Raw genomic sequence first — 18,232 nt, forward strand, 5'->3', positions numbered from 1 at the left:
TTACTTATTTAACTCCAAAATATGAGCATATGTCAGTTCAGCCATATACTTCTGAAACTCCTTTCCATGATAAGTATCACTGTCAATTTCATTAGCTATTTCACCAAGCTTTTTTCCACTAAAATTCGGATATATATTTTTAAATTCTCTGTCCGCCTCTTGCTCTAATAGACATTTAAAGTATTCTGAAGCAGAAAAGTTATCTGCGACTTTTTTAACCAGCGCTGATAATTCGTCAACCAAATCATCACGCTTATAAAAAGCATGGATATTCAATTTTATAAGTTTAATTAATTCATTATTATTAATAATATGTTCCTTAAACTTATCCTCCTCCCCAGAATAACAAACAAATTTTGCATTTCTGAATTTAAACCCAGAAGACCTTGAGTTATTAATAACCCATCTAATGAGATCGTAACCATTTAATTTCTCGCTAGAAAAACTAAAATCGCACGCAACAATATCATATTTCTCATTTTTATAGTTATCATTTATATGATTTTTAATTTTATCAAAGTCTATTTCAAGCTTACCTCCCATTTGTGATTTAAAAATAAAATCCTGAGGATTAATCACATCCACTGAAATATCAAACCCTACACGCCTTAACTTACCTCTGATATTTTCAATAGTTTGACTTATATCTCCATCATCAAGCATTAATATTTTTTTTAAAATCATTTAAATTCCACCCTAAAACTTGCACCAGAAAGCCACTCTCCATTTCCAATAAATTCTACTGTAGCACCCATTTCTTTTAAGAGAGTCCGAGAATAATACAAACCGATACCAGAACCAGAGAAACCTTCTGGTGGAGTATCCCTAACACCTAAATTGAATACTTCGTCAGGAGTCTGAGAAAAAAGATCAGACATGCCATAACCATCATCTGAAATAATCAAATATAATTTTCCATTTTCTATATAGAATCTAAACTCTACTTTTTCAGCCCCCCACTTACTAGAATTGGAAAGAAAATTATCCAATACAATAGACAAATTTAATACACTTACACTGCGCAGAAATACCAAATCACCTCCTAATGTAACAACTTGCAAGCTATTACTTCCCGTTGAGTTAGCATAAATTTCCACATATTCTTTAATATATTGAACTATATCTACACTTCTAATATCTATATCTTGATCAAAGCCAGAACGGGTTGCTATTTCAGCCATTTTTAAACTTTTAAGTGCATAAAGTTTAATGGCTCCAAGTTTTGCAATAATTTCATCTTTTGTTAATTCTTCGTATTCAACACTTTCTATAAGTGAATCTATACCTTCTTTTATCTCAATATTATTAATTTTTATTGTATGGACAAGACCATCAGCATCTTCACTTAAAGTTCTTCTCGTTGCTAAAAGATACGCTTGTTTCTTTTTTTCTATTTTTAGCGTATTTTCAACTTGTTTTGTTTTAACTTCAGCCTTTTCAAATCGTTCATTAGCTTCATTTACTCTATTTTGGCTAACTTCAAGCAACTTTTTAACCACACCTTTCTCTTTAGGAGATAATTCTTCAAGTGCTTTATTTTTTGTTGCCTCTATAAAATCACTTATAAAACTACGATGCTTCTCATCATTTATAGCTTGTACTCTAGAAATAACATCTTCATTTATATTTAAATCTGTTACATTAAAATGTGAGTTTTTAATGTTTTCTGTAGCCTTTCTTACAGATTCTGAAGATAATTTTTTAACAGTAAATCTGTTAGGGTCTCGGATTAGATCTTCACTAGAAACTGACTTATATTCTCCCTTCTTATCTATAAGCCTATTCCAATCGGTTCCTTTCACAACAAAATTTTCAAGCTGCCTAATTATAGTAGTAACGTAGCCATATTCTTCCTTTTCATTTGATAATATAGCTTTCTCGTTAACGTCATATGCCACTAATTCATAATAGGCCTGATTATGCGCAAGACCTTCTCTACTTGTTATGACAGAAAAACTATCATTTCTATCTATAATTTCTATTTTACCAATAATATCTCGAGTGCCTAAATTCCTAGAAGTCCCTTGGGATTTTCTTTGATCCAGTCCCAACCAGTCATTTTTTTCATTACCATAAGGCGATATTCTAAATGAATTATAGAATAAAAATACAGAACCATAAACGTTTGGCTGAACCCCAAAACTTCTAGTGAAATAAGATTTTGACAATGTATCTAAGTAATGAATTTCAACCGAAACATTTCGTAATGATTCATACGGATTTAATGCTGTATATTCATATACAACCTCACCTTGAAAATACAGCTTAGTTTTTATCTCTCTGCCTAAATCATCGATATCAGATTTTATATAGGTTGTTTTAAATGATAATTTGTTCAAGATATTATTGTTAATATCTTTATTCGACCTGGATTTAAGATATTTATCTTTAAATTGAAGATTGGTTTTGAAATGAACGATAAAAGATTGATCTAGAACTGGTGAAAATTTCTCTATTTCTGATAATAGTTTTTTTAACTTTTGTTCACTCCATATGTTTCTTAACTTCTTTATAAATAAAACCGTACCATGCTTAAAATCCACCTCATCAATATCATTTAAGAATTCACTTTCTTCTAAAAATTCTATTCTCAAAGGGACACTTGATATTTCATCATGCTGACCTTTATTTTCAAACTTTGTCCAGTCTATAACTAGTTTTAAATATTCGCCATCCTGAGATTTGGTATATAATTCAAGAGTTGTTCCCAATCTATCACAGCTAAATCTCCCTACACCTTTATTACCTGCATATTGTGTGTTTTTAATTCCTTTTTTTTCCGAGTATGCAATGTTTAGCCACTTATTTTTAATGTTTTCTTTTGACATGCCAATGCCGTAATCTTTAATCACTATAGTTGGCTCAGGAATTAACCCTTCAAGCATATCTTTAGATCTAATAACATCGTTAAACTCTAAAATCACTTTAGATGAAAAAGCATCTTTAGAGTTTTTAATTAATTCAATAATCGCGACATTATCATTGTATATTAGACCTCTACCAACAATATCTTTCACACCAGCGTTCGCAATAAAATTAACATTTAAACTTTCACTGTTATTATCATTGATATCTAATTTTTTATTTATATCGTCATTAATAAGCATAACTATTTCCCGAAATCTTTTATGATCAGCCCCAAAACTTCAGCTAATAATGGTGGTACTGCATTCCCAACCTGAGTATACCTAGGGCATTCTTGAGTCCGCCGTTCTCCGCCTGTAGTGTACTTACCTATAATATCAAAAGTATCAGGAAACGATTGAATCCTAGCCATTTCTCGTACCGTTAAAATCCTTGGTTCACTATAATGAAGTAAGTCATCGGGTAACGTTGTAAGTGTTTTTGATGGTTCATCGGCATTTAGAACAGTTATAGCTTGTTTTTTTGTACCTATTTCCAAACGCATTTGGTTACTTAAACTAACACCAGGTTTACAAATCTCCTGTATCTTTGTGAATTTATCTATCGTGCTTGGTTTATGCCTAGCTAAACGCAGACTATTAGGTTTTGAATTACCAGCACCTTTCCTTATAACTCGAAGGTATTTCGAAGACTTTGATGGCAATTTATAATCAACTTGCTTAAACCCACTTTCATCATTCCCCGAGTGATGAATAATACCATTAGTGTTTACTAGTAAATCACCAATTGCATCACTAACTTTTACGGGCCGTAAAGGCAGTTTTTTTCGATTCAAAAAATCTCGTCTACTATGATAAATAGCTTCAAAAGGGTCTACAAAATCATACCCCACTAACTCTGATTTAATGCCGATCATGATAAAACGAGTTCGTTTTTGAGGTACCCCAAAATCTGAGCTACATAGAAAGCCAGAAAAGACTTTGTAGCCTAGCTTTTCAAGTTTAGCTTTCACTATCATGGAATGCGGTTTTTTAGTTTTTTTTCCTTCAGGTGCTTTGAATGAAGCATTAAATCCACGGACATTCTCTAGTAAAAGGTACTTAGGTGAGACTATTTCAACCATTTTGATGTATTCGTCTGAAAGCTTGTTTCTTGGGTCCTTTGCATTCCTTCTCCCCGCAAGTGAAAACCCCTGACAAGGTGGCCCACCAGCAATCAAATCAACCTGACCTTTTAATGCAGATAGCTGTGGTGGATAATTTTCAAGGAGGTTTTGGATTGTTGTGGCTTCTTTAGGTAACCATTCTGGCCAATCAAAATGCGCATGCTTTCCATCAATTAAGTTGTGCTTAAAAGTAGAAAATGCCATTGAATCTTTTTCTACAGCGAAAAGCCCCTGCCATCCTGCGTTTCCAAGACCTAAGGAAAGTCCGCCACATCCGGAGAAAATATCAATATAGGTTGCTTTCTGTGGTAAGTCTGACTTACATGACATTTAGAAAATACTCTTAAGTCTTAACTGCATATGTATAGTATTATTCTAATGATAATCTGGCAAAAAACCAGGACTAAAAGGTTGTAGCTTTGTGAGATAGCGAAGAATTATCTCCACTTAAAATTAAGAGTCTATCAATCGACCGACATCCGATCTGATAAGCTCGGAAGACATTAAAAAGAAACCGCGTTACTTCGACATGACGAGCAACCGAGATGCTGGAGTGATTTTTGAAGCGATAACTGGGTCCAACATTCAGATATTTGCTTTAGAAAATTCAAGACTGAAACTATCAGACTTGTTTTTCAATAGAGAGCAAATTCTTAACGCTCTGGATGACATGTTTTCTCAATAGTTTCTAAACTTATATCCGAAGACAACAATGAAAGAGATATGTGGCTTTAACGAGGTTCAGTATTACGCATTCAGAGAGCTTTTCCATGAAAAGCTGGTACTTCAACATAAGTACATAGCGACTATTTTTCAACGACAATGTCCTTCTGAACCAATGGTGTATGCTCCGTGATTTAGATATCACAGAAGCAATCACTAAACTCAACACGTTAGGCATTAGCTATCAGCACCCATCACTGCTAAAAGACGGCATTCTATTATCCCAATAATCTAACCCCCTTCTCTAATCAAAATAGCCGCTCGTCCATAAATCCAGCACCCTGCTGGGTTTGTTAACATTTGTTTATATCTTTGCATATATTCTTATATGACCTAACGTTAGCTGCAATTTGTAATAAGTTGCAGCCTAAATCGTGCCATTTCTCTACATTTTCCTATAAGGCAAATTTCAGTCTTAGCCGAAAAAACTAAGCAGAGTTCTAGTGCTAAACTGGAGAATGCTAGTTAACAAATTGATTTTAATTAATAAAAAATTTCATTCTTAACTGTTACCTACATTTACAAAAAATGCCGCAATCGACCGATAAATACCTTACCGATTCACTCACTGCGCTCGCAAGTGATGCTGTTTTACTAAACAATAATGATTAAAAGGTTTGACCAGTTTCTGGTATCCTTGCGGCTCAAAAATAGCTAGCCGCTTCGGCGCATATCGATTTCTCTGAGTATCAACTCACAGGGAAATGGACATGCGCTTAAGCATATTGAAATATTCTTGAGGCGACGACCTTTATGTCTTCTGGACACTCATTATCTCGTTCACTACTAAAATTACCTTTGTCTGCGTTGGTCAAAGGCACGGCGATCCCTTCTAATCCAATAGAAGACCACGGCATTGATATTCACAAGCCGATTGTTTACGCCTTACCTTTTCGCTCAAGTGTTGATTTGCTCACCTTGCAAACTCACGCCAAAGAACTGGGTTTACCTGATCCGCTGCAACCACTTGAGCTAAACGGCAAAAGTTTTGCCCGTTATGTTTTCATCTCGGCGCGCCCAACCTTGATGCGCAATGATCAGCACGTTCCTAGTGACTCTATCGCTCTTTTTTCTGAACTGCTTGAGCTACATAAGTTTGATACGGAATTGGACGTTCAAATGATCCCAGCGACGGTGCTTTGGGGACGTAAACCAGGTAAAGAGGGGCAAGAGAAACCCTATCTCCAAGCCTTAAATGGCCCACAAAAAGCACTCGCGGTAATTTTTGCTGGACGCGATTGCATGGTGCGCTTTAGCCCCGTCGTTTCACTGCGCTATATGGCTGATTCACACGGCACCGACGAATCTATCGCGCATAAATTGGCACGAGTGGCTCGTATTCATTTCTCTCGCCAAAAGCTGGCAGCTTCTGGGCCAAATTTGCCCAATCGCCAAGCGCTGTTTAACCGCCTAATTAAATCACAAGCGATTGAAAAAGCGATTGAAGATCAAGCGAAAGCCAACAATATCTCCCTCGAAAAAGCGCGCAAAGAAGCGCATGACATCATGGATGAGATTGCCGCTGATTTCTCTTACTCCTTAATCAAGAAAGGAGAGCGCATACTGGGCTGGTTATGGAACCGCATTTACCAAGGGCTTAATATAAATAATGCCGCCACCGTGCGTCGCCTTGCGCAAGATGGACACGAGATTGTCTATGTCCCTTGCCACCGCAGCCATATGGATTATCTCTTACTTTCTTATGTGCTGTATCGCGAAGGTATGGTGCCACCGCATATTGCCGCCGGAATCAACTTGAATTTTTTCCCAGCAGGTCCGATTTTCCGCCGTGGCGGCGCATTCTTCATTCGTCGCAGCTTTAAAGGCAATAAGCTCTATTCGACCATTTTCCGCGAATATCTGGCCGAGCTATTTGCCAAAGGCTATTCAGTTGAATATTTCAGCGAAGGTGGCCGTTCACGCACTGGCCGTTTACTGCCAGCGAAAACAGGCATGCTGGCGATGACCATCCAAGCCATGTTGCGCGGCCTTAACCGCCCGGTGACCCTCGTTCCAGTTTATATCGGTTATGAACATGTGATGGAAGTAAGCACTTACGCCAAAGAGCTACGCGGCAAAAGCAAAGAGAAAGAAAATGCGGGTTTAGTGCTGCGCACGATTCGCAAGCTGCGTAATTTTGGCCAAGGCTATGTCAATTTCGGCGAACCGATCCCGTTGAACCAATACCTTAACGAGCAAGTGCCAGAATGGACGCAAGATATTGACCCTATGGGCAGCACCAAGCCGCAGTGGATCAACCCTATTGTTAACCAACTGGCCACCAAGATGATGACGCACATTAACGATGCGGCGGCGGCCAATGCCTTAACTTTGTGTGCCACCGCGTTACTTGCTTCACGCCAAAGCGCACTGGCTCGTGACAATTTGGTTAAGCAAATCGACTGCTATTTATCGCTACTAAATAACGTGCGCTACTCAGCAACCTGCACTGTGCCTAAAGCCAGTGCGGAAGAACTGGTTAACCATGCACAGTCGCTCGACAAGTTTGTAATTGAATCCGATACCATGGGTGAGATTATTTCTCTTGACCGCAATCAGTCGATTTTGATGACCTACTATCGCAATAACATCATTCATCTGTTTGCCATTCCCTCACTGATTGCGCAGATGTTGATCCGCCAGCAAACGCTATCACTAGAGCAGATAACCGCCAATGTGGCACTGATTTATCCCTTCTTAAAGCAGGAGCTATTTTTAAGCTTTGCGCAAGATGAACTCGCAGATGTAGTCAACGCTTACGTTAACGAACTGCAACGTCAACAATTAGTGACGCTAGAAGAGGGTGTCGTGGCCATTAACCAAGCCAAAACACAAGTGTTGATGCTGCTCGGTCGTACCATTTCAGAAACCCTACAACGCTACGCGATTGCTCTCAATCTACTGGTTGCCAACCCTGAAGTGGGCAAATCAGATTTAGAGCAAAAAAGCCAAGAAATTGCACAACGTCTTGGCCGTTTGCATGGCATCAATGCCCCTGAGTTTTTTGATAAAGGGGTATTCTCCGCCATGTTTGTCACGCTCAAAGAGCAGGGCTATTTGGATGTTGATGGCAATTGCCATTTAGAACCAACCGTTCAGCTAGCACGCCTACTTTACTCGATGCTCTATCCTGAAATTCGCTTAACCATTCAAGAAAGTCTCTGCCAAGCGAACTAATCGGGCGTAAGAAACAGTAAAGGCATCCCAATGGATGCCTTTACTTTATTCGTGAAGTACTTACAAAAACTAGTGAACTACTTACCAAAACGCAAAAAGCAGGCCCAACGTTAACACCATGCCAACGTGATTGTTATTGAGAAAAGCGTGGAAGCATAAATCACGATCACGATGACGAATTAAACGCTGCTGATAGACAAACAGAGCCGCTGCAGCCAATACTGACCAATAAAAACTCGCCCCTAACTGATAATAGCCACCAAGTGCGATCATCAACGCCAGTACCAATAACTGTAAAATGCCGATGATGATTTTATCAAAACGACCAAATAAAATAGCGGTCGATTTGACTCCGATATTAATATCGTCATCACGATCAACCATCGCATACTGCGTATCATACGCCACAGTCCACAACGCATTGATCAAAAATAGCCCCCACATCACCGCTGGCAATTCGTTGGCTTGCGCCGCCCATGCCATCGGAATAGACCAACTAAAGGCCAGCCCTAATACCAACTGCGGAAGGTGTGTATAACGTTTCATGAACGGATAAACAAACGCTAATGCGATACCGACAAAGGAGAGCTGAACCGTGAGTGGATTCATGGTCAAAACCAGCAGGAAAGAAGTGATACCTAGCGTTAAAAACAGTGCAATCGCCTCTTTGGTTGTCACTCGCCCGGCAGGCAAAGGCCGCTGTTTGGTTCGTTTAACATGTCCATCGACTCTGCGATCAGCAAAATCGTTGATCACGCAACCCGCTGAGCGCATCAACAACACCCCCAACACGAATACCAATAATACTTTAGGATCGGGGAAACCTTGCGCGGCTAAAATCAATGCCCATAAGGTTGGCCACAACAATAGCAAAGAACCAATTGGCCGATCCATGCGCATCAGTTGCCAATAAGCACGCGCCTTAACCAAAGTCATGACACTCTCTCCTTAGAGTAAATCGGTGAAAAGGGTAAAAACAGCTCCGCAACTAACATCGGTTTATTATTCATCCATAATCGTGAACGGCGTGCAAGCAACGGCCCCTCTTCCATCATTGCCCAGCCCACTTGTAGTGCGTCACGCTTAACGTGCTCAGCACGAAAAACCGTTAACCCAAGCGGAATATCACCTTGGCGCGCTAAGTCATATTGCTGACCCAGCATCGAAGATTGAGGAATTAAAGTACGGCCTAAAACCCATGGCTGTTGATCACCACGCAGCACAACCTGGCGTAACAAACAGGCTTCATCAGATAACAGAGCCATCTCATCGCCCTGTAATTTTTCTGCCTCAACGAGCTTATTGTGCAGTAGTTCAACGCTCAGTTGCTGACACTGCGCCTCTAACACGCGAGATAATGATCCTTGCTCTAAAAGCCAAGACTGAGAAACCTGATCAGGAAAAGAAAAAACGTCAGGTTGTTGCCAAATTACTTCTCGCAAAGCAGACAGATAGAGCGAAATTGATTGATTCATACTAGTATTCAATTAGTGGCTTTATCAACATACAATAAAGGTCCATTTTTGGTTAACACAACCATAAAAAGCGCTCACTCACAGAATCCCTCGGTTGGAGGTTAAAAACCCGCTTGTAAAAACGGGAAGCGACAACTGCGGTATATTCCAAACAACGAGATAAGCATTTTGATTACAATCCGATGCTCTATTGTAACAAGACTCAAGCGATTCGAGTATCGTGAACCAACTAAAGAAAAGATAGAAATATGCTTAAACGTTATGTAGCCCAAATAATTATCGCTCTAAGCTTGTTTTGTGCGTTACCAAGTTATGCACAAGATGAAAAAGCGCCTAGGCTGGCGTACTTTACCTTAGAGCCGGATCTCACCACCAACTTTTTCACTAAAGGAAATAAGTTAGGTTACATCCAAGTTCGTATCGACGTGATGGTATCCAGCGACGCCGATTTACCCGCCGTTGAACGGCACCAACCACTGATTCGTGATGCCATCGTCGAGCTACTCGGTAAACAGACCGAAGAGACGATAAAATCACTCGCAGGTCGGGAAGATTTAAGAAAAACGTTGGTCACAGAGCTCAACGCGGTGTTACTGCCTGAAATAGGCCGAACCATTATTGCTGACCTACTGTTTACTAAATACATCTATCAATAGAGCAGCAATTGTCGCTCTATTGATGTTTTTGCTTAACGAGTTCGATGACGGCTGGCGTCATTTAATCCAAAGGCGATTCCTGCAAATAGACCCGCTAAATGCGCGCTGTTGGCAATCGCCATAAAGGGTTGCACAAAGCCGAGCACCAACCACACCAGCATGAAACCGATCACGGGTTTGGGCATTTGCAAGCCAAGATGAGGGGCTTTCCAACCAAGCATCCATAGATAACCGACCAACGCATAGACCACACCCGATAAACCACCAAAATTGGCTCCTTCAACCCAGTACTGAGCCGCACCGGACAACAATGCTGACACTAAAAATAGCTGTCCAAGTTTGAATGAGCCAAGCCGTTTTTCAACATCGCCCCCCAACTGCCACCACCATAACAAGTTAAAGACGATGTGCAGCACAGAGAAATGAAGTAAAGCATGACTAAACCAGCGCCAAATCTGCCATTGCTGCCCAGCCAAAGCAGGAAAATGTAATGCGGAAAATACTTGATTGGCTAGCCCAAACTGCTGCAATGCAAAGATAATGGCGCATACCATCATCACGCCCAGTGTTAAAGGCCCAGCTTTGGCTTTGAGCATCGCCAACATGCTCGGTGAACGATATTGAAAGTGACTTTTGCGGCTTTCAGCCACATCCCATGAAGCGGCTTGATACTTTCTATCATTTGGATTGTGCAGAAAATGGTTGAGTTCTGCTTCGGCTTCAATCTGATGTTGCTCATCAAGTAACCATAACGCAAATTGACCACTCCCTTCCGGCATCATTTGAATCTCAATTTCACGAGAGGCCATGTAATCAATAAAGGCTTGCGCCATTCTTGGGTTATTGAGCGTGATCAGTCTTAACATAAGTCATCCTAATTGCTGGTTACGGGCAAGCCTGCACGATGCCAAGCTTCGAATCCACCATCCACACTATACACCTGTTCAAAACCTTGGTTAATCAGATACTGTGCAGCACCTTGGCTGCTAATACCGTGATAACACATCACTAAAATGGGTTGGTCAAATTCGCTTTTTTCCATAAATGAAACCATGCTGTCGTTGGTTAAGTGGAATGCGCCATTTGCATGTGCAACCGCAAAAGATTGCGCATCACGAATATCCACTAATTGCGCATCATGTTGTTCCATTAAAGCTTGTGCTGCTTGAGCATTGATATGTTGAAACTGATCCATCGCTTCCTCTGATTGGTTTTATTTTTGGCGTTTGATTGTAACCTATCCCAAGGCAATCAAGTACACGGCCTTTATAAGGTTATCCACCACTGATCACTTTTTCGCCGTTTGTGGATAATCTTGTGGATTGCGTTGATAAAGTAGTAAATGAGAAATAGATCCACAACATGTAGTGATGATCCTTACTTTTCTGTGTGTAACACAATACATATCCCCAAATATAAAACGGTGTTCAAGCCTTGATTTAACCGACTTGATGACAGCTCACGAATAATTTTGTCACAGAGTTATCCACAATCAGCACGCTGAAAATTTGATCACTTTAAGTGATCAAAAATAAAAAAACCGAGATCGTAAGATCTCGGTTTTTAATGCGCTTCACAATGAGTCAGTGATTAGAACTCGCCGACAGCATCCTTTAGCTTCTTCATTGCATTTTTTTCTAGCTGACGAATACGCTCAGCTGAGACACCATACTCTTCCGCTAACTCTTGTAACGTAGCTTTTTGATCATCCAACCAACGAGAGCGCACAATATGTTTACTGCGTTCATCTAAGCTAGCCAACGCCAAGCTTAAACGATTGTTGGTGTGATGTTCCCAATTCGCCGCTTCAATGTTATCCGCAAGATCCGAATGCTTATCTTCGAGATAAAGCACAGGTGCCGTGTAAGAAGAGCTCGAATCATCGTCTTCCGCCGACATTTCAAAGGTGGCATCTTGCGCGGCTAAGCGTGATTCCATTTCTCGCACTTCAGCTGGGTCAACGCCCAACTCACGGGCAACCGCTTCCACTTCACCGCTATTAAACCAGCCTAAACGCTTTTTCGATTTGCGTAGGTTGAAGAATAGCTTACGTTGCGCTTTCGTGGTCGCTATTTTTACAATGCGCCAGTTGCGTAACACGTATTCGTGAATTTCAGCTTTGATCCAGTGCACAGCAAAGGAAACCAGTCTCACCCCAACTTCTGGGTTGAAACGCTTCACCGCTTTCATTAAGCCAATATTGCCTTCCTGAACTAAATCCGCCATGGGCAGGCCATAACCAGAATAGCCACGAGCAACGTGAACAACGAATCGAAGGTGCGATAAGATCAACCCTTTCGCCGCTTCAATTTCACCTTTGTAATGTAATCGCTCTGCGAGTGACCGCTCTTCTTCCGCGCTCAGCATTGGGTAGCTGTTCACTGAACGAATGTAGCTGTCTAAGCTGTCTTGTGAAACGAGAGCCATTTGATACGTTTGGTTTGTCATTCAATTCCTCATCAATTTCTGATCTGGAGTAATGGATGTTTTTAACCCGACAATCTTGAACCTAAAATGAACAAGATTCAAGCAAGGGGAAACTATTATGCATAAACAAGTCGCCTATACAAGTGCTGTGGCTAAAGCTAGCCAACAGTTATTGCCTACATATGACAATATTCAACTAAACTGGTTCAATTTCTTTTAAATGACGCTGCGCAGATACTTTTGCCGCTACGCATCCTAAGAAAGTACCGAGCATCAACAGCAGTAAGGATTCATCCCAACTTAGGCCAATAAGACGAAAACGGCTGTCATACAGTAGGGCAAGATCTTCAACGGCACCGTTCAATAAAATAGTCACAAAAGCGGTTAACAGCCAAGCGGCGAATGCGCCCAACAAGCCAAACCACATGCCAGCATAGAGATAAGGACGCAAAATGTAGCGATCGGTGGCACCGATCAATTTCATGGTTTGGATCTCTTCTTTATTGGCTTGTACGTTAAAGCGCAAGGTGTTGCCCACAATCAGAAATACAGCGCCCAACATCAATACCGATAAACTCGCGACAATGATCGCCGCTAAAGTTCGAATGGCGTTTAACCTAGCAAGCCAATCTTCATCCAAGCGTACATCCGTGACGTCTTGTTCTGCTTGTATTTTTTTCGCCAGCGCTTTGATTTGCTCTTGCTGCTCAACCTGCGGGGTAACAATAAGCACGCCAGGTAAAGCGTAATCATCCAATAAACTAATGGCTTGTTCAAACCCGGCGTATTGACTCAGGTCATCCAATCCTTGCTGCGGTGAGATGTACTCCACGCTGGCGACATCGGCCAAACTTTCTAGCTCATCTTTCAACACCATAATTCGTGCTTCAGGTGTGCGCTCATGTAGATAGACACTAATCTGAGCAGGGCTGGTGACATTATTGGCTACAGACGCGATATTTTTGCTCAGCAGGTACATACAGGCTGGCATCGCAAGCGCCATCGAAATAACGGCGAGCGTTAAAATATTGCCGAGTGGGCGTGACCATAAACTTGAAAATGAGGCCTTGGCCTGCTTAAAGTGGATGGCTAAAAAACTATCGGTTTTGGCCCGTTTCGGTTCACGTGCTTTCGCGTTCCTTTTATTCGACGACTTAACGGCCATAGTCTTCTACCTCGCTTAAAAAACCTTGGTTAAGTTCTAAATGACGATATTGAGGACGCGTGTTGACTAAGCTGATGTCGTGCGTCGCAAGCAAAATAGAGACTCCGGCACGGTTAAACTCTTCAAACAGTTTAAGCACACGATTAGAAAGCTCTGGGTCTAAGTTACCCGTAGGCTCATCGGCCAGCAGTAAGGTAGGTCGGTTCACGACCGCTCTTGCGATACCCACTCGTTGCTGCTCACCCCCAGAAAGTTGGCTCGGTAAACAGCGTGCTTTGTCTAGCAGATCGGTTTTATCCAGCGCGGCTGAGACGCGACGCTTAATTTCATTTTCTGAAATCGATTCAATGCGCATTGGCAATGCCACATTGTCGTAAACCGTTCTGTCCATCAGTAAGCGATGATCTTGAAACACGATGCCGATGTTGCGGCGTAAAAAGGGAATATCTTGATTGGGAATACGCGTAATATCGTGACCGTTAAAGCTGATGCGCCCATCGGTTGGACGCTCAATCGCACAGATTAACTTCAACAAGGTGCTTTTACCGGCTCCGGAGTGCCCACCCAAAAACGCCATTTCTCCTCGGCGTAGGTGAAAGTCGACCTTTTGCAGCGCCTGACGGCCTCCGCGATACGCTTTGCTGACTTGTTGAAACTTAATCACTCGCTATTCCTCTCACCAGTCTCCATTGGATGATGAGGTGCTCATTGAGCACCCACGCACACTTACTCTTCGCGGCTAAACAGAGCTTCAATAAATTGCTGCGTTTCAAACGGACGTAAATCGTCAATCCCTTCGCCAACCCCAATAAAGCGGATCGGAATTTCAAACTGATCGGCCAGCGCAAAAATAACGCCGCCTTTCGCCGTGCCATCCAGCTTGGTTAATGTGATCCCAGTAACCGGGGCCACTTCACTAAAGAGTTTTGCTTGGCTGATGGCGTTTTGCCCAGTAGCGGCATCTAACGTCAGCATCACTTCATGCGGCGCTGATTGATCAATTTTTTTCATGACGCGCACAATTTTACGCAACTCTTCCATGAGGTTGCTCTTGTTTTGCAAGCGACCAGCAGTATCGGCGATCACCACATCCACACCACGTGCTTTGGCGGCCTCAATCGCATCATAAATCACTGATGCGCTGTCTGCGCCAGTGTGCTGCGCAATCACAGGTACATTGTTACGCTCGCCCCACACTTGCAACTGCTCAACAGCCGCAGCACGAAAAGTATCGCCCGCCGCTAAGATCACTTTTTTACCTTGAGCTTGAAACTGTTTGGCCAACTTACCTATCGTGGTCGTTTTGCCTACACCGTTGACGCCGACCATTAAAATAACGTAGGGCGTTTTTTGGCTATCGATCACTAACGGTTGCTCTACTTTGGCCAAAATGTCGGCCATTTCGTCTTTCAGTAAACCGTAGAGTGCCTCTCCATCTTTCAACGCGTGGCGAGAGGCTTTTTCTGTTAGATTACTGATGATTTTGAGTGTGGTTTCCATCCCAACATCGGCAATCAGCAGTTGCTCTTCCAGCTCTTCAAACAGCTCATCATCAATTTTCTTGCCTTTAAACAGACCAAAGAAACCCGCACCAATATTGGCTTTGGTTCGGCTAAGGCTGCGTTTTAAGCGTGCGAAAAAACTCTCGCTGGGTTTTTCTTGCTCTTGAATTCGTGCTTCTGCTTCTGCTTCTGCTTCTGCTTCTGCTTCTGCTTCTGCTTCTGCTAGCGCAGTGTGTGGCTCTTCGATGGGTTGAGCAACTGCCGTCGTTTCTTGTTCTTGCTCAGAATCAACTGGTTCTACAAGCGTAGATGGCTCAAGCACTTGTTCTGTTTCGCTGGTTGATTTACTTGATTCTTCGTCACCAAAACCGAGCCAAGAGAGTAATCCACGTTTCTTTTTTTCCGTCATCTGGGGATATCCTAGATCTACCTAACTAACTACGACCCTTTTCTTGAAGGATTATCCCTCGTAAGAAAAAGAAAAATGACAAAGCAGTGAAAACTTTCCAATTAGATTGGTAAACTTTGTCATTATTGAAATTCAATGGCTATACCAAACCCGTTTCGGGTTGGCAGATTGGGTATAGTATCACTTTATTAGCGGTCAAAAAATCTATGGTAAGACGTCGCCAACAAAACTCATCACAAAATAAGCCTTCAACGGGCTTTGTTCGCATTATTAGTGGCTTATGGAGAGGTCGTAAACTGCCTGTTCATGATGCCCAAGGTCTGCGTCCCACGACGGATCGCGTCAAAGAAACTCTTTTTAACTGGTTAGCACAGGAGATCCCTGGTGCACACTGCTTAGATTTATTTGCAGGCTCTGGCAGCCTTGGGTTTGAAGCCGCCTCAAGGCAAGCAGAATCCGTGACGCTGATTGAACTCAACCCGACGGCATTCAAACAGCTTGAACATAATATTGGTGCGCTCAACGCGACCAACTTACGAGCGATAAATAGTGATGCGCTGGCCTTTCTCAAGCAGCAAGGGACGCCTCACCACGTGGTGTTCATCGATCCGCCGTTTCGCCAAGGCTTATTAAGCGAAGCCGTCTCGCTTTTAGAACAAAATGGCTGGCTTGCCGATGAAGCGCTAATTTATATTGAGACGGAAAAAGAATTGGCGCTAGAAGGCATCCCTGCTAATTGGCATCTACACCGTGAGAAAAACGCAGGCCAAGTCAGTTATCGACTATTTGAGAGGAGCTCGGAATGAGAGTGTTACTGGTACTTGCAAAAGCGGCGATTGCTTTTGTTTGGTTGATTCTATTACTGAATATCTTCATGCCGTTCCCCGGTAAAGCGGCGATTGCACTTTATATTATGACGGCATTTTTGTTCATTATGCACGGACTACAAATGCTGATTTTTATCGGTGCGTTTGGTGACAAGATCAGCATGAGCCGTTGGGAAAAATGGTCGATTCTGGTATTTGGAGTCTTCGCGCTGCTCGATATCCGCCGCAAACACATGACGTAAGTTAACGGCATAAAGAAAGCAACATAGGAAAAGCCGCTTCAAGTTCACACGATAGGCGGCTTTTTTATCCCCGAATCACAGCCCCATATAGCTTTTTACGCCATTTAAGAACATTTGCGTTGAGATCATCACTAGCAATAATCCCATCAAACGCTCGACCGCTTTTAAACCACGTTCACCCAGCACTTTGTGGAAGAAACCGTAGAACATCAAAATGATGAAAGTAGCGCCCCACGCGAGCAGTACAGAGGCTGACAGCTCAAGGAGTTTGTCAGGGTGCTGAGTCGAAAGAAGCAGTAAGGCCGCAATCACTGAAGGACCCGCGATCATCGGAATTGCCATCGGTACGATGAAGGGCTCTTCCCCCGCCGCTAATCCAGTAATGCTACCTGCACTAGGGAAAATCATTTTAATCGAGATGATGAAGAGAATGATACCGCCAGAAATGCTGAGAGTTTCCGGTTGCACGTGCAAAAAACCCATGATGTTTTTGCCAGCAAACAGGAACAACATCAAAATGATCAACGCAAAACAGAGTTCACGCACGAGCACAACACGGCGACGTTTGGGTTCAAGGTGTTTTAAGATGGAGAGCATGACCGGCAGGTTGCCAAGCGGGTCCATGATCAAAAAAAGCATGGTCGCCGCCGATAAAATATCCATCTCTCACTACTCACATCGATTTAAAGTGGCCGCAGTATATCAGCCCAGTCATGAGATTTCGATGCTCCTGAAAGTAACGATATAGATGACGCGATAATGTTTACAAGGCCACCGAGGCAGAGATTAACGCTTGCGCTAATAAATAGCTGCCAGAAATAAGATAGCGCCCACAAGGCAATGGCCTGCGGTAATCGTGAATGGCTAACAAACTGGCCGAGAGCATCAGCACCAGACAGCCAACAAACCCGGCAAAGGCAGGCACTGTTTGCGTCTGCAGCCACAACTCTCCCGCCGCCCACGCCAACTGAACTAACATCATACCCATAATGGTTACGGGAAAGATCAAGGTGTCAATTTGCGGCAGCAATAGGAAAAAAGCCACAATACTGGTCGCAATCAAAAGGGCAGGTAGCCACCACACCATAGTGTCAGAAAGTTGCGCCCAGAAGGCTTTACTGTACATCAACTGTGCGACAAGAAAGCTAGCAAAACAGAGTTTTGAGTAGCGTTGCAACAGATGCAATGTGTCCGCGATTGCGGAAATAAGCAGACCGAGCGTGACCCATAAGATAGGAGAAGTGAGCTGCGTGGTATGGTTTAGAACTATCGCCACCAATAACAGCATACTGAGTGTTTTAAACATTACCGCTTGCTTGATTTTGTTACTTTCAACAGCCGAAATACTAATGAATCCAGACAAAGCAACGGAGAGCCAACTCCACATCTCATTTCCCCTTTAAAAATCTGCGGTCAGTGTAGGCATGTCATCATTGAAGTCCAGCAGATGAACGCAAAAATTGGATCTTGCTAGCGAATCGGAACGTTGGCTTTATTCAACAACAAAGAGTGCGAAAACAATCAAAGCTCACTCTTTGCTCACTAACCCTCACTTTCAATCACCACAATGACACCCAGAGACATTCCACTCATTTACAA

The 18,232-nt window shown here is 42.4% G+C and carries 17 protein-coding genes; 4 read left to right on the top strand and 13 right to left on the bottom strand.

Annotated features, from left to right (window positions below):
* The 3 genes from AACQ42_RS09680 to AACQ42_RS09690 are packed head-to-tail and all read right to left on the bottom strand — an operon-like array spanning position 1 to position 4,360.
* On the bottom strand, positions 1 to 684 hold the full coding sequence (locus AACQ42_RS09680) for a hypothetical protein (RefSeq protein WP_094165946.1): 684 nt from the start codon (positions 682 to 684) through the stop codon (positions 1 to 3).
* The gene (locus AACQ42_RS09685) at positions 681 to 3,107 is read right to left on the bottom strand and encodes a sensor histidine kinase (RefSeq protein WP_094165947.1); all 2,427 of its coding nucleotides are present in this window, start codon (positions 3,105 to 3,107) and stop codon (positions 681 to 683) included. The genes AACQ42_RS09680 and AACQ42_RS09685 overlap by 4 nt, the downstream gene beginning before the upstream one ends.
* A 2-nt stretch (positions 3,108 to 3,109) precedes the next feature.
* The gene (locus AACQ42_RS09690) at positions 3,110 to 4,360 is read right to left on the bottom strand and encodes a DNA cytosine methyltransferase (protein WP_094165948.1); all 1,251 of its coding nucleotides are present in this window, start codon (positions 4,358 to 4,360) and stop codon (positions 3,110 to 3,112) included.
* A gap of 1,146 nt (positions 4,361 to 5,506) precedes the next feature.
* Between AACQ42_RS09690 and plsB the strand changes: the two genes are divergently transcribed.
* Positions 5,507 to 7,930: a glycerol-3-phosphate 1-O-acyltransferase PlsB gene (plsB, locus tag AACQ42_RS09695; protein WP_013855485.1), complete on the top strand. Its 2,424-nt coding sequence runs from the start codon at positions 5,507 to 5,509 to the stop codon at positions 7,928 to 7,930.
* An 81-nt stretch (positions 7,931 to 8,011) separates the two neighbouring features.
* On the opposite strand, the gene ubiA is transcribed toward plsB, so the two are convergent.
* Positions 8,012 to 8,866 (bottom strand): 4-hydroxybenzoate octaprenyltransferase, encoded by an 855-nt coding sequence (gene ubiA, locus AACQ42_RS09700; RefSeq protein WP_017042069.1) that lies wholly within the window; start codon positions 8,864 to 8,866, stop codon positions 8,012 to 8,014.
* Complete coding sequence (locus AACQ42_RS09705) at positions 8,863 to 9,417, bottom strand: chorismate lyase (RefSeq protein WP_013855487.1); 555 nt, start codon at positions 9,415 to 9,417, stop codon at positions 8,863 to 8,865. Before AACQ42_RS09705 ends, ubiA begins: the two co-directional genes overlap by 4 nt.
* Before the next feature lie 236 nt (positions 9,418 to 9,653).
* On the opposite strand from AACQ42_RS09705, the gene AACQ42_RS09710 reads away from it, so the two are divergent.
* Entirely contained in the window at positions 9,654 to 10,061 is a 408-nt protein-coding gene (locus tag AACQ42_RS09710) for a flagellar basal body-associated protein FliL (protein WP_013855488.1), read from the top strand.
* A gap of 32 nt (positions 10,062 to 10,093) precedes the next feature.
* Here the strand turns inward: AACQ42_RS09710 and glpG are convergent, their stop codons facing one another.
* From glpG to ftsY, 6 genes are all read right to left on the bottom strand, one after another.
* The gene (gene glpG / locus AACQ42_RS09715; RefSeq protein WP_047690446.1) at positions 10,094 to 10,927 is read right to left on the bottom strand and encodes a rhomboid family intramembrane serine protease GlpG; all 834 of its coding nucleotides are present in this window, start codon (positions 10,925 to 10,927) and stop codon (positions 10,094 to 10,096) included.
* Positions 10,928 to 10,935: 8 nt separating this feature from the next.
* Positions 10,936 to 11,256, bottom strand: coding sequence for a thiosulfate sulfurtransferase GlpE (glpE, locus tag AACQ42_RS09720; RefSeq protein WP_010316900.1), 321 nt, complete (start codon positions 11,254 to 11,256; stop codon positions 10,936 to 10,938).
* Positions 11,257 to 11,651: 395 nt separating this feature from the next.
* Positions 11,652 to 12,509, bottom strand: a complete 858-nt coding sequence (gene rpoH / locus AACQ42_RS09725) for an RNA polymerase sigma factor RpoH (RefSeq protein WP_013855491.1) — start codon at positions 12,507 to 12,509, stop codon at positions 11,652 to 11,654.
* A 175-nt stretch (positions 12,510 to 12,684) separates the two neighbouring features.
* A complete protein-coding gene (gene ftsX, locus AACQ42_RS09730; RefSeq protein ID WP_013855492.1) occupies positions 12,685 to 13,653 on the bottom strand; it encodes a permease-like cell division protein FtsX in 969 nt (322 codons plus the stop codon).
* Positions 13,643 to 14,317 (bottom strand): cell division ATP-binding protein FtsE, encoded by a 675-nt coding sequence (gene ftsE / locus AACQ42_RS09735; RefSeq protein WP_010316903.1) that lies wholly within the window; start codon positions 14,315 to 14,317, stop codon positions 13,643 to 13,645. The genes ftsX and ftsE overlap by 11 nt, the downstream gene beginning before the upstream one ends.
* A gap of 62 nt (positions 14,318 to 14,379) precedes the next feature.
* Positions 14,380 to 15,564, bottom strand: coding sequence for a signal recognition particle-docking protein FtsY (gene ftsY, locus AACQ42_RS09740; RefSeq protein ID WP_013855493.1), 1,185 nt, complete (start codon positions 15,562 to 15,564; stop codon positions 14,380 to 14,382).
* A gap of 206 nt (positions 15,565 to 15,770) precedes the next feature.
* On the opposite strand from ftsY, the gene rsmD reads away from it, so the two are divergent.
* Together rsmD and AACQ42_RS09750 are read left to right on the top strand one after the other, a co-directional pair.
* Complete coding sequence (gene rsmD / locus AACQ42_RS09745; RefSeq protein ID WP_026028287.1) at positions 15,771 to 16,370, top strand: 16S rRNA (guanine(966)-N(2))-methyltransferase RsmD; 600 nt, start codon at positions 15,771 to 15,773, stop codon at positions 16,368 to 16,370.
* A complete protein-coding gene (locus AACQ42_RS09750) occupies positions 16,367 to 16,633 on the top strand; it encodes a DUF1145 domain-containing protein (protein WP_013855495.1) in 267 nt (88 codons plus the stop codon). Before rsmD ends, AACQ42_RS09750 begins: the two co-directional genes overlap by 4 nt.
* Before the next feature lie 75 nt (positions 16,634 to 16,708).
* Here AACQ42_RS09750 and AACQ42_RS09755 read toward each other — a convergent pair whose 3' ends face one another.
* Positions 16,709 to 17,296, bottom strand: a complete 588-nt coding sequence (locus AACQ42_RS09755) for a YhgN family NAAT transporter (protein WP_094126872.1) — start codon at positions 17,294 to 17,296, stop codon at positions 16,709 to 16,711.
* Between the two features lie 100 nt (positions 17,297 to 17,396).
* Positions 17,397 to 18,020, bottom strand: coding sequence for a lysoplasmalogenase (locus AACQ42_RS09760; protein WP_013855503.1), 624 nt, complete (start codon positions 18,018 to 18,020; stop codon positions 17,397 to 17,399).
* Positions 18,021 to 18,232 lie beyond the last annotated feature (212 nt).

The sequence above is a fragment of the Vibrio sp. V12_P9A6T4 genome, assembly GCF_963874835.1.
In the GTDB taxonomy this organism is placed as follows: domain Bacteria; phylum Pseudomonadota; class Gammaproteobacteria; order Enterobacterales; family Vibrionaceae; genus Vibrio; species Vibrio anguillarum.

What these genes read in the sequence shown, in the direction of transcription:
- AACQ42_RS09680 (WP_094165946.1), bottom strand. Translation starts at nt 684, where the DNA reads ATGATTTTAAAAAAAATATTAATGCTTGATGATGGAGATATAAGTCAA.
- AACQ42_RS09685 (WP_094165947.1), bottom strand. Translation starts at nt 3,107, where the DNA reads ATGCTTATTAATGACGATATAAATAAAAAATTAGATATCAATGATAAT.
- AACQ42_RS09690 (WP_094165948.1), bottom strand. Translation starts at nt 4,360, where the DNA reads ATGTCATGTAAGTCAGACTTACCACAGAAAGCAACCTATATTGATATT.
- plsB (WP_013855485.1), top strand. Translation starts at nt 5,507, where the DNA reads ATGTCTTCTGGACACTCATTATCTCGTTCACTACTAAAATTACCTTTG.
- ubiA (WP_017042069.1), bottom strand. Translation starts at nt 8,866, where the DNA reads ATGACTTTGGTTAAGGCGCGTGCTTATTGGCAACTGATGCGCATGGAT.
- AACQ42_RS09710 (WP_013855488.1), top strand. Translation starts at nt 9,654, where the DNA reads ATGCTTAAACGTTATGTAGCCCAAATAATTATCGCTCTAAGCTTGTTT.
- glpG (WP_047690446.1), bottom strand. Translation starts at nt 10,927, where the DNA reads ATGTTAAGACTGATCACGCTCAATAACCCAAGAATGGCGCAAGCCTTT.
- glpE (WP_010316900.1), bottom strand. Translation starts at nt 11,256, where the DNA reads ATGGATCAGTTTCAACATATCAATGCTCAAGCAGCACAAGCTTTAATG.
- rpoH (WP_013855491.1), bottom strand. Translation starts at nt 12,509, where the DNA reads ATGACAAACCAAACGTATCAAATGGCTCTCGTTTCACAAGACAGCTTA.
- ftsX (WP_013855492.1), bottom strand. Translation starts at nt 13,653, where the DNA reads ATGGCCGTTAAGTCGTCGAATAAAAGGAACGCGAAAGCACGTGAACCG.
- ftsY (WP_013855493.1), bottom strand. Translation starts at nt 15,564, where the DNA reads ATGACGGAAAAAAAGAAACGTGGATTACTCTCTTGGCTCGGTTTTGGT.
- rsmD (WP_026028287.1), top strand. Translation starts at nt 15,771, where the DNA reads ATGGTAAGACGTCGCCAACAAAACTCATCACAAAATAAGCCTTCAACG.
- AACQ42_RS09750 (WP_013855495.1), top strand. Translation starts at nt 16,367, where the DNA reads ATGAGAGTGTTACTGGTACTTGCAAAAGCGGCGATTGCTTTTGTTTGG.
- AACQ42_RS09755 (WP_094126872.1), bottom strand. Translation starts at nt 17,296, where the DNA reads ATGGATATTTTATCGGCGGCGACCATGCTTTTTTTGATCATGGACCCG.
- AACQ42_RS09760 (WP_013855503.1), bottom strand. Translation starts at nt 18,020, where the DNA reads ATGTGGAGTTGGCTCTCCGTTGCTTTGTCTGGATTCATTAGTATTTCG.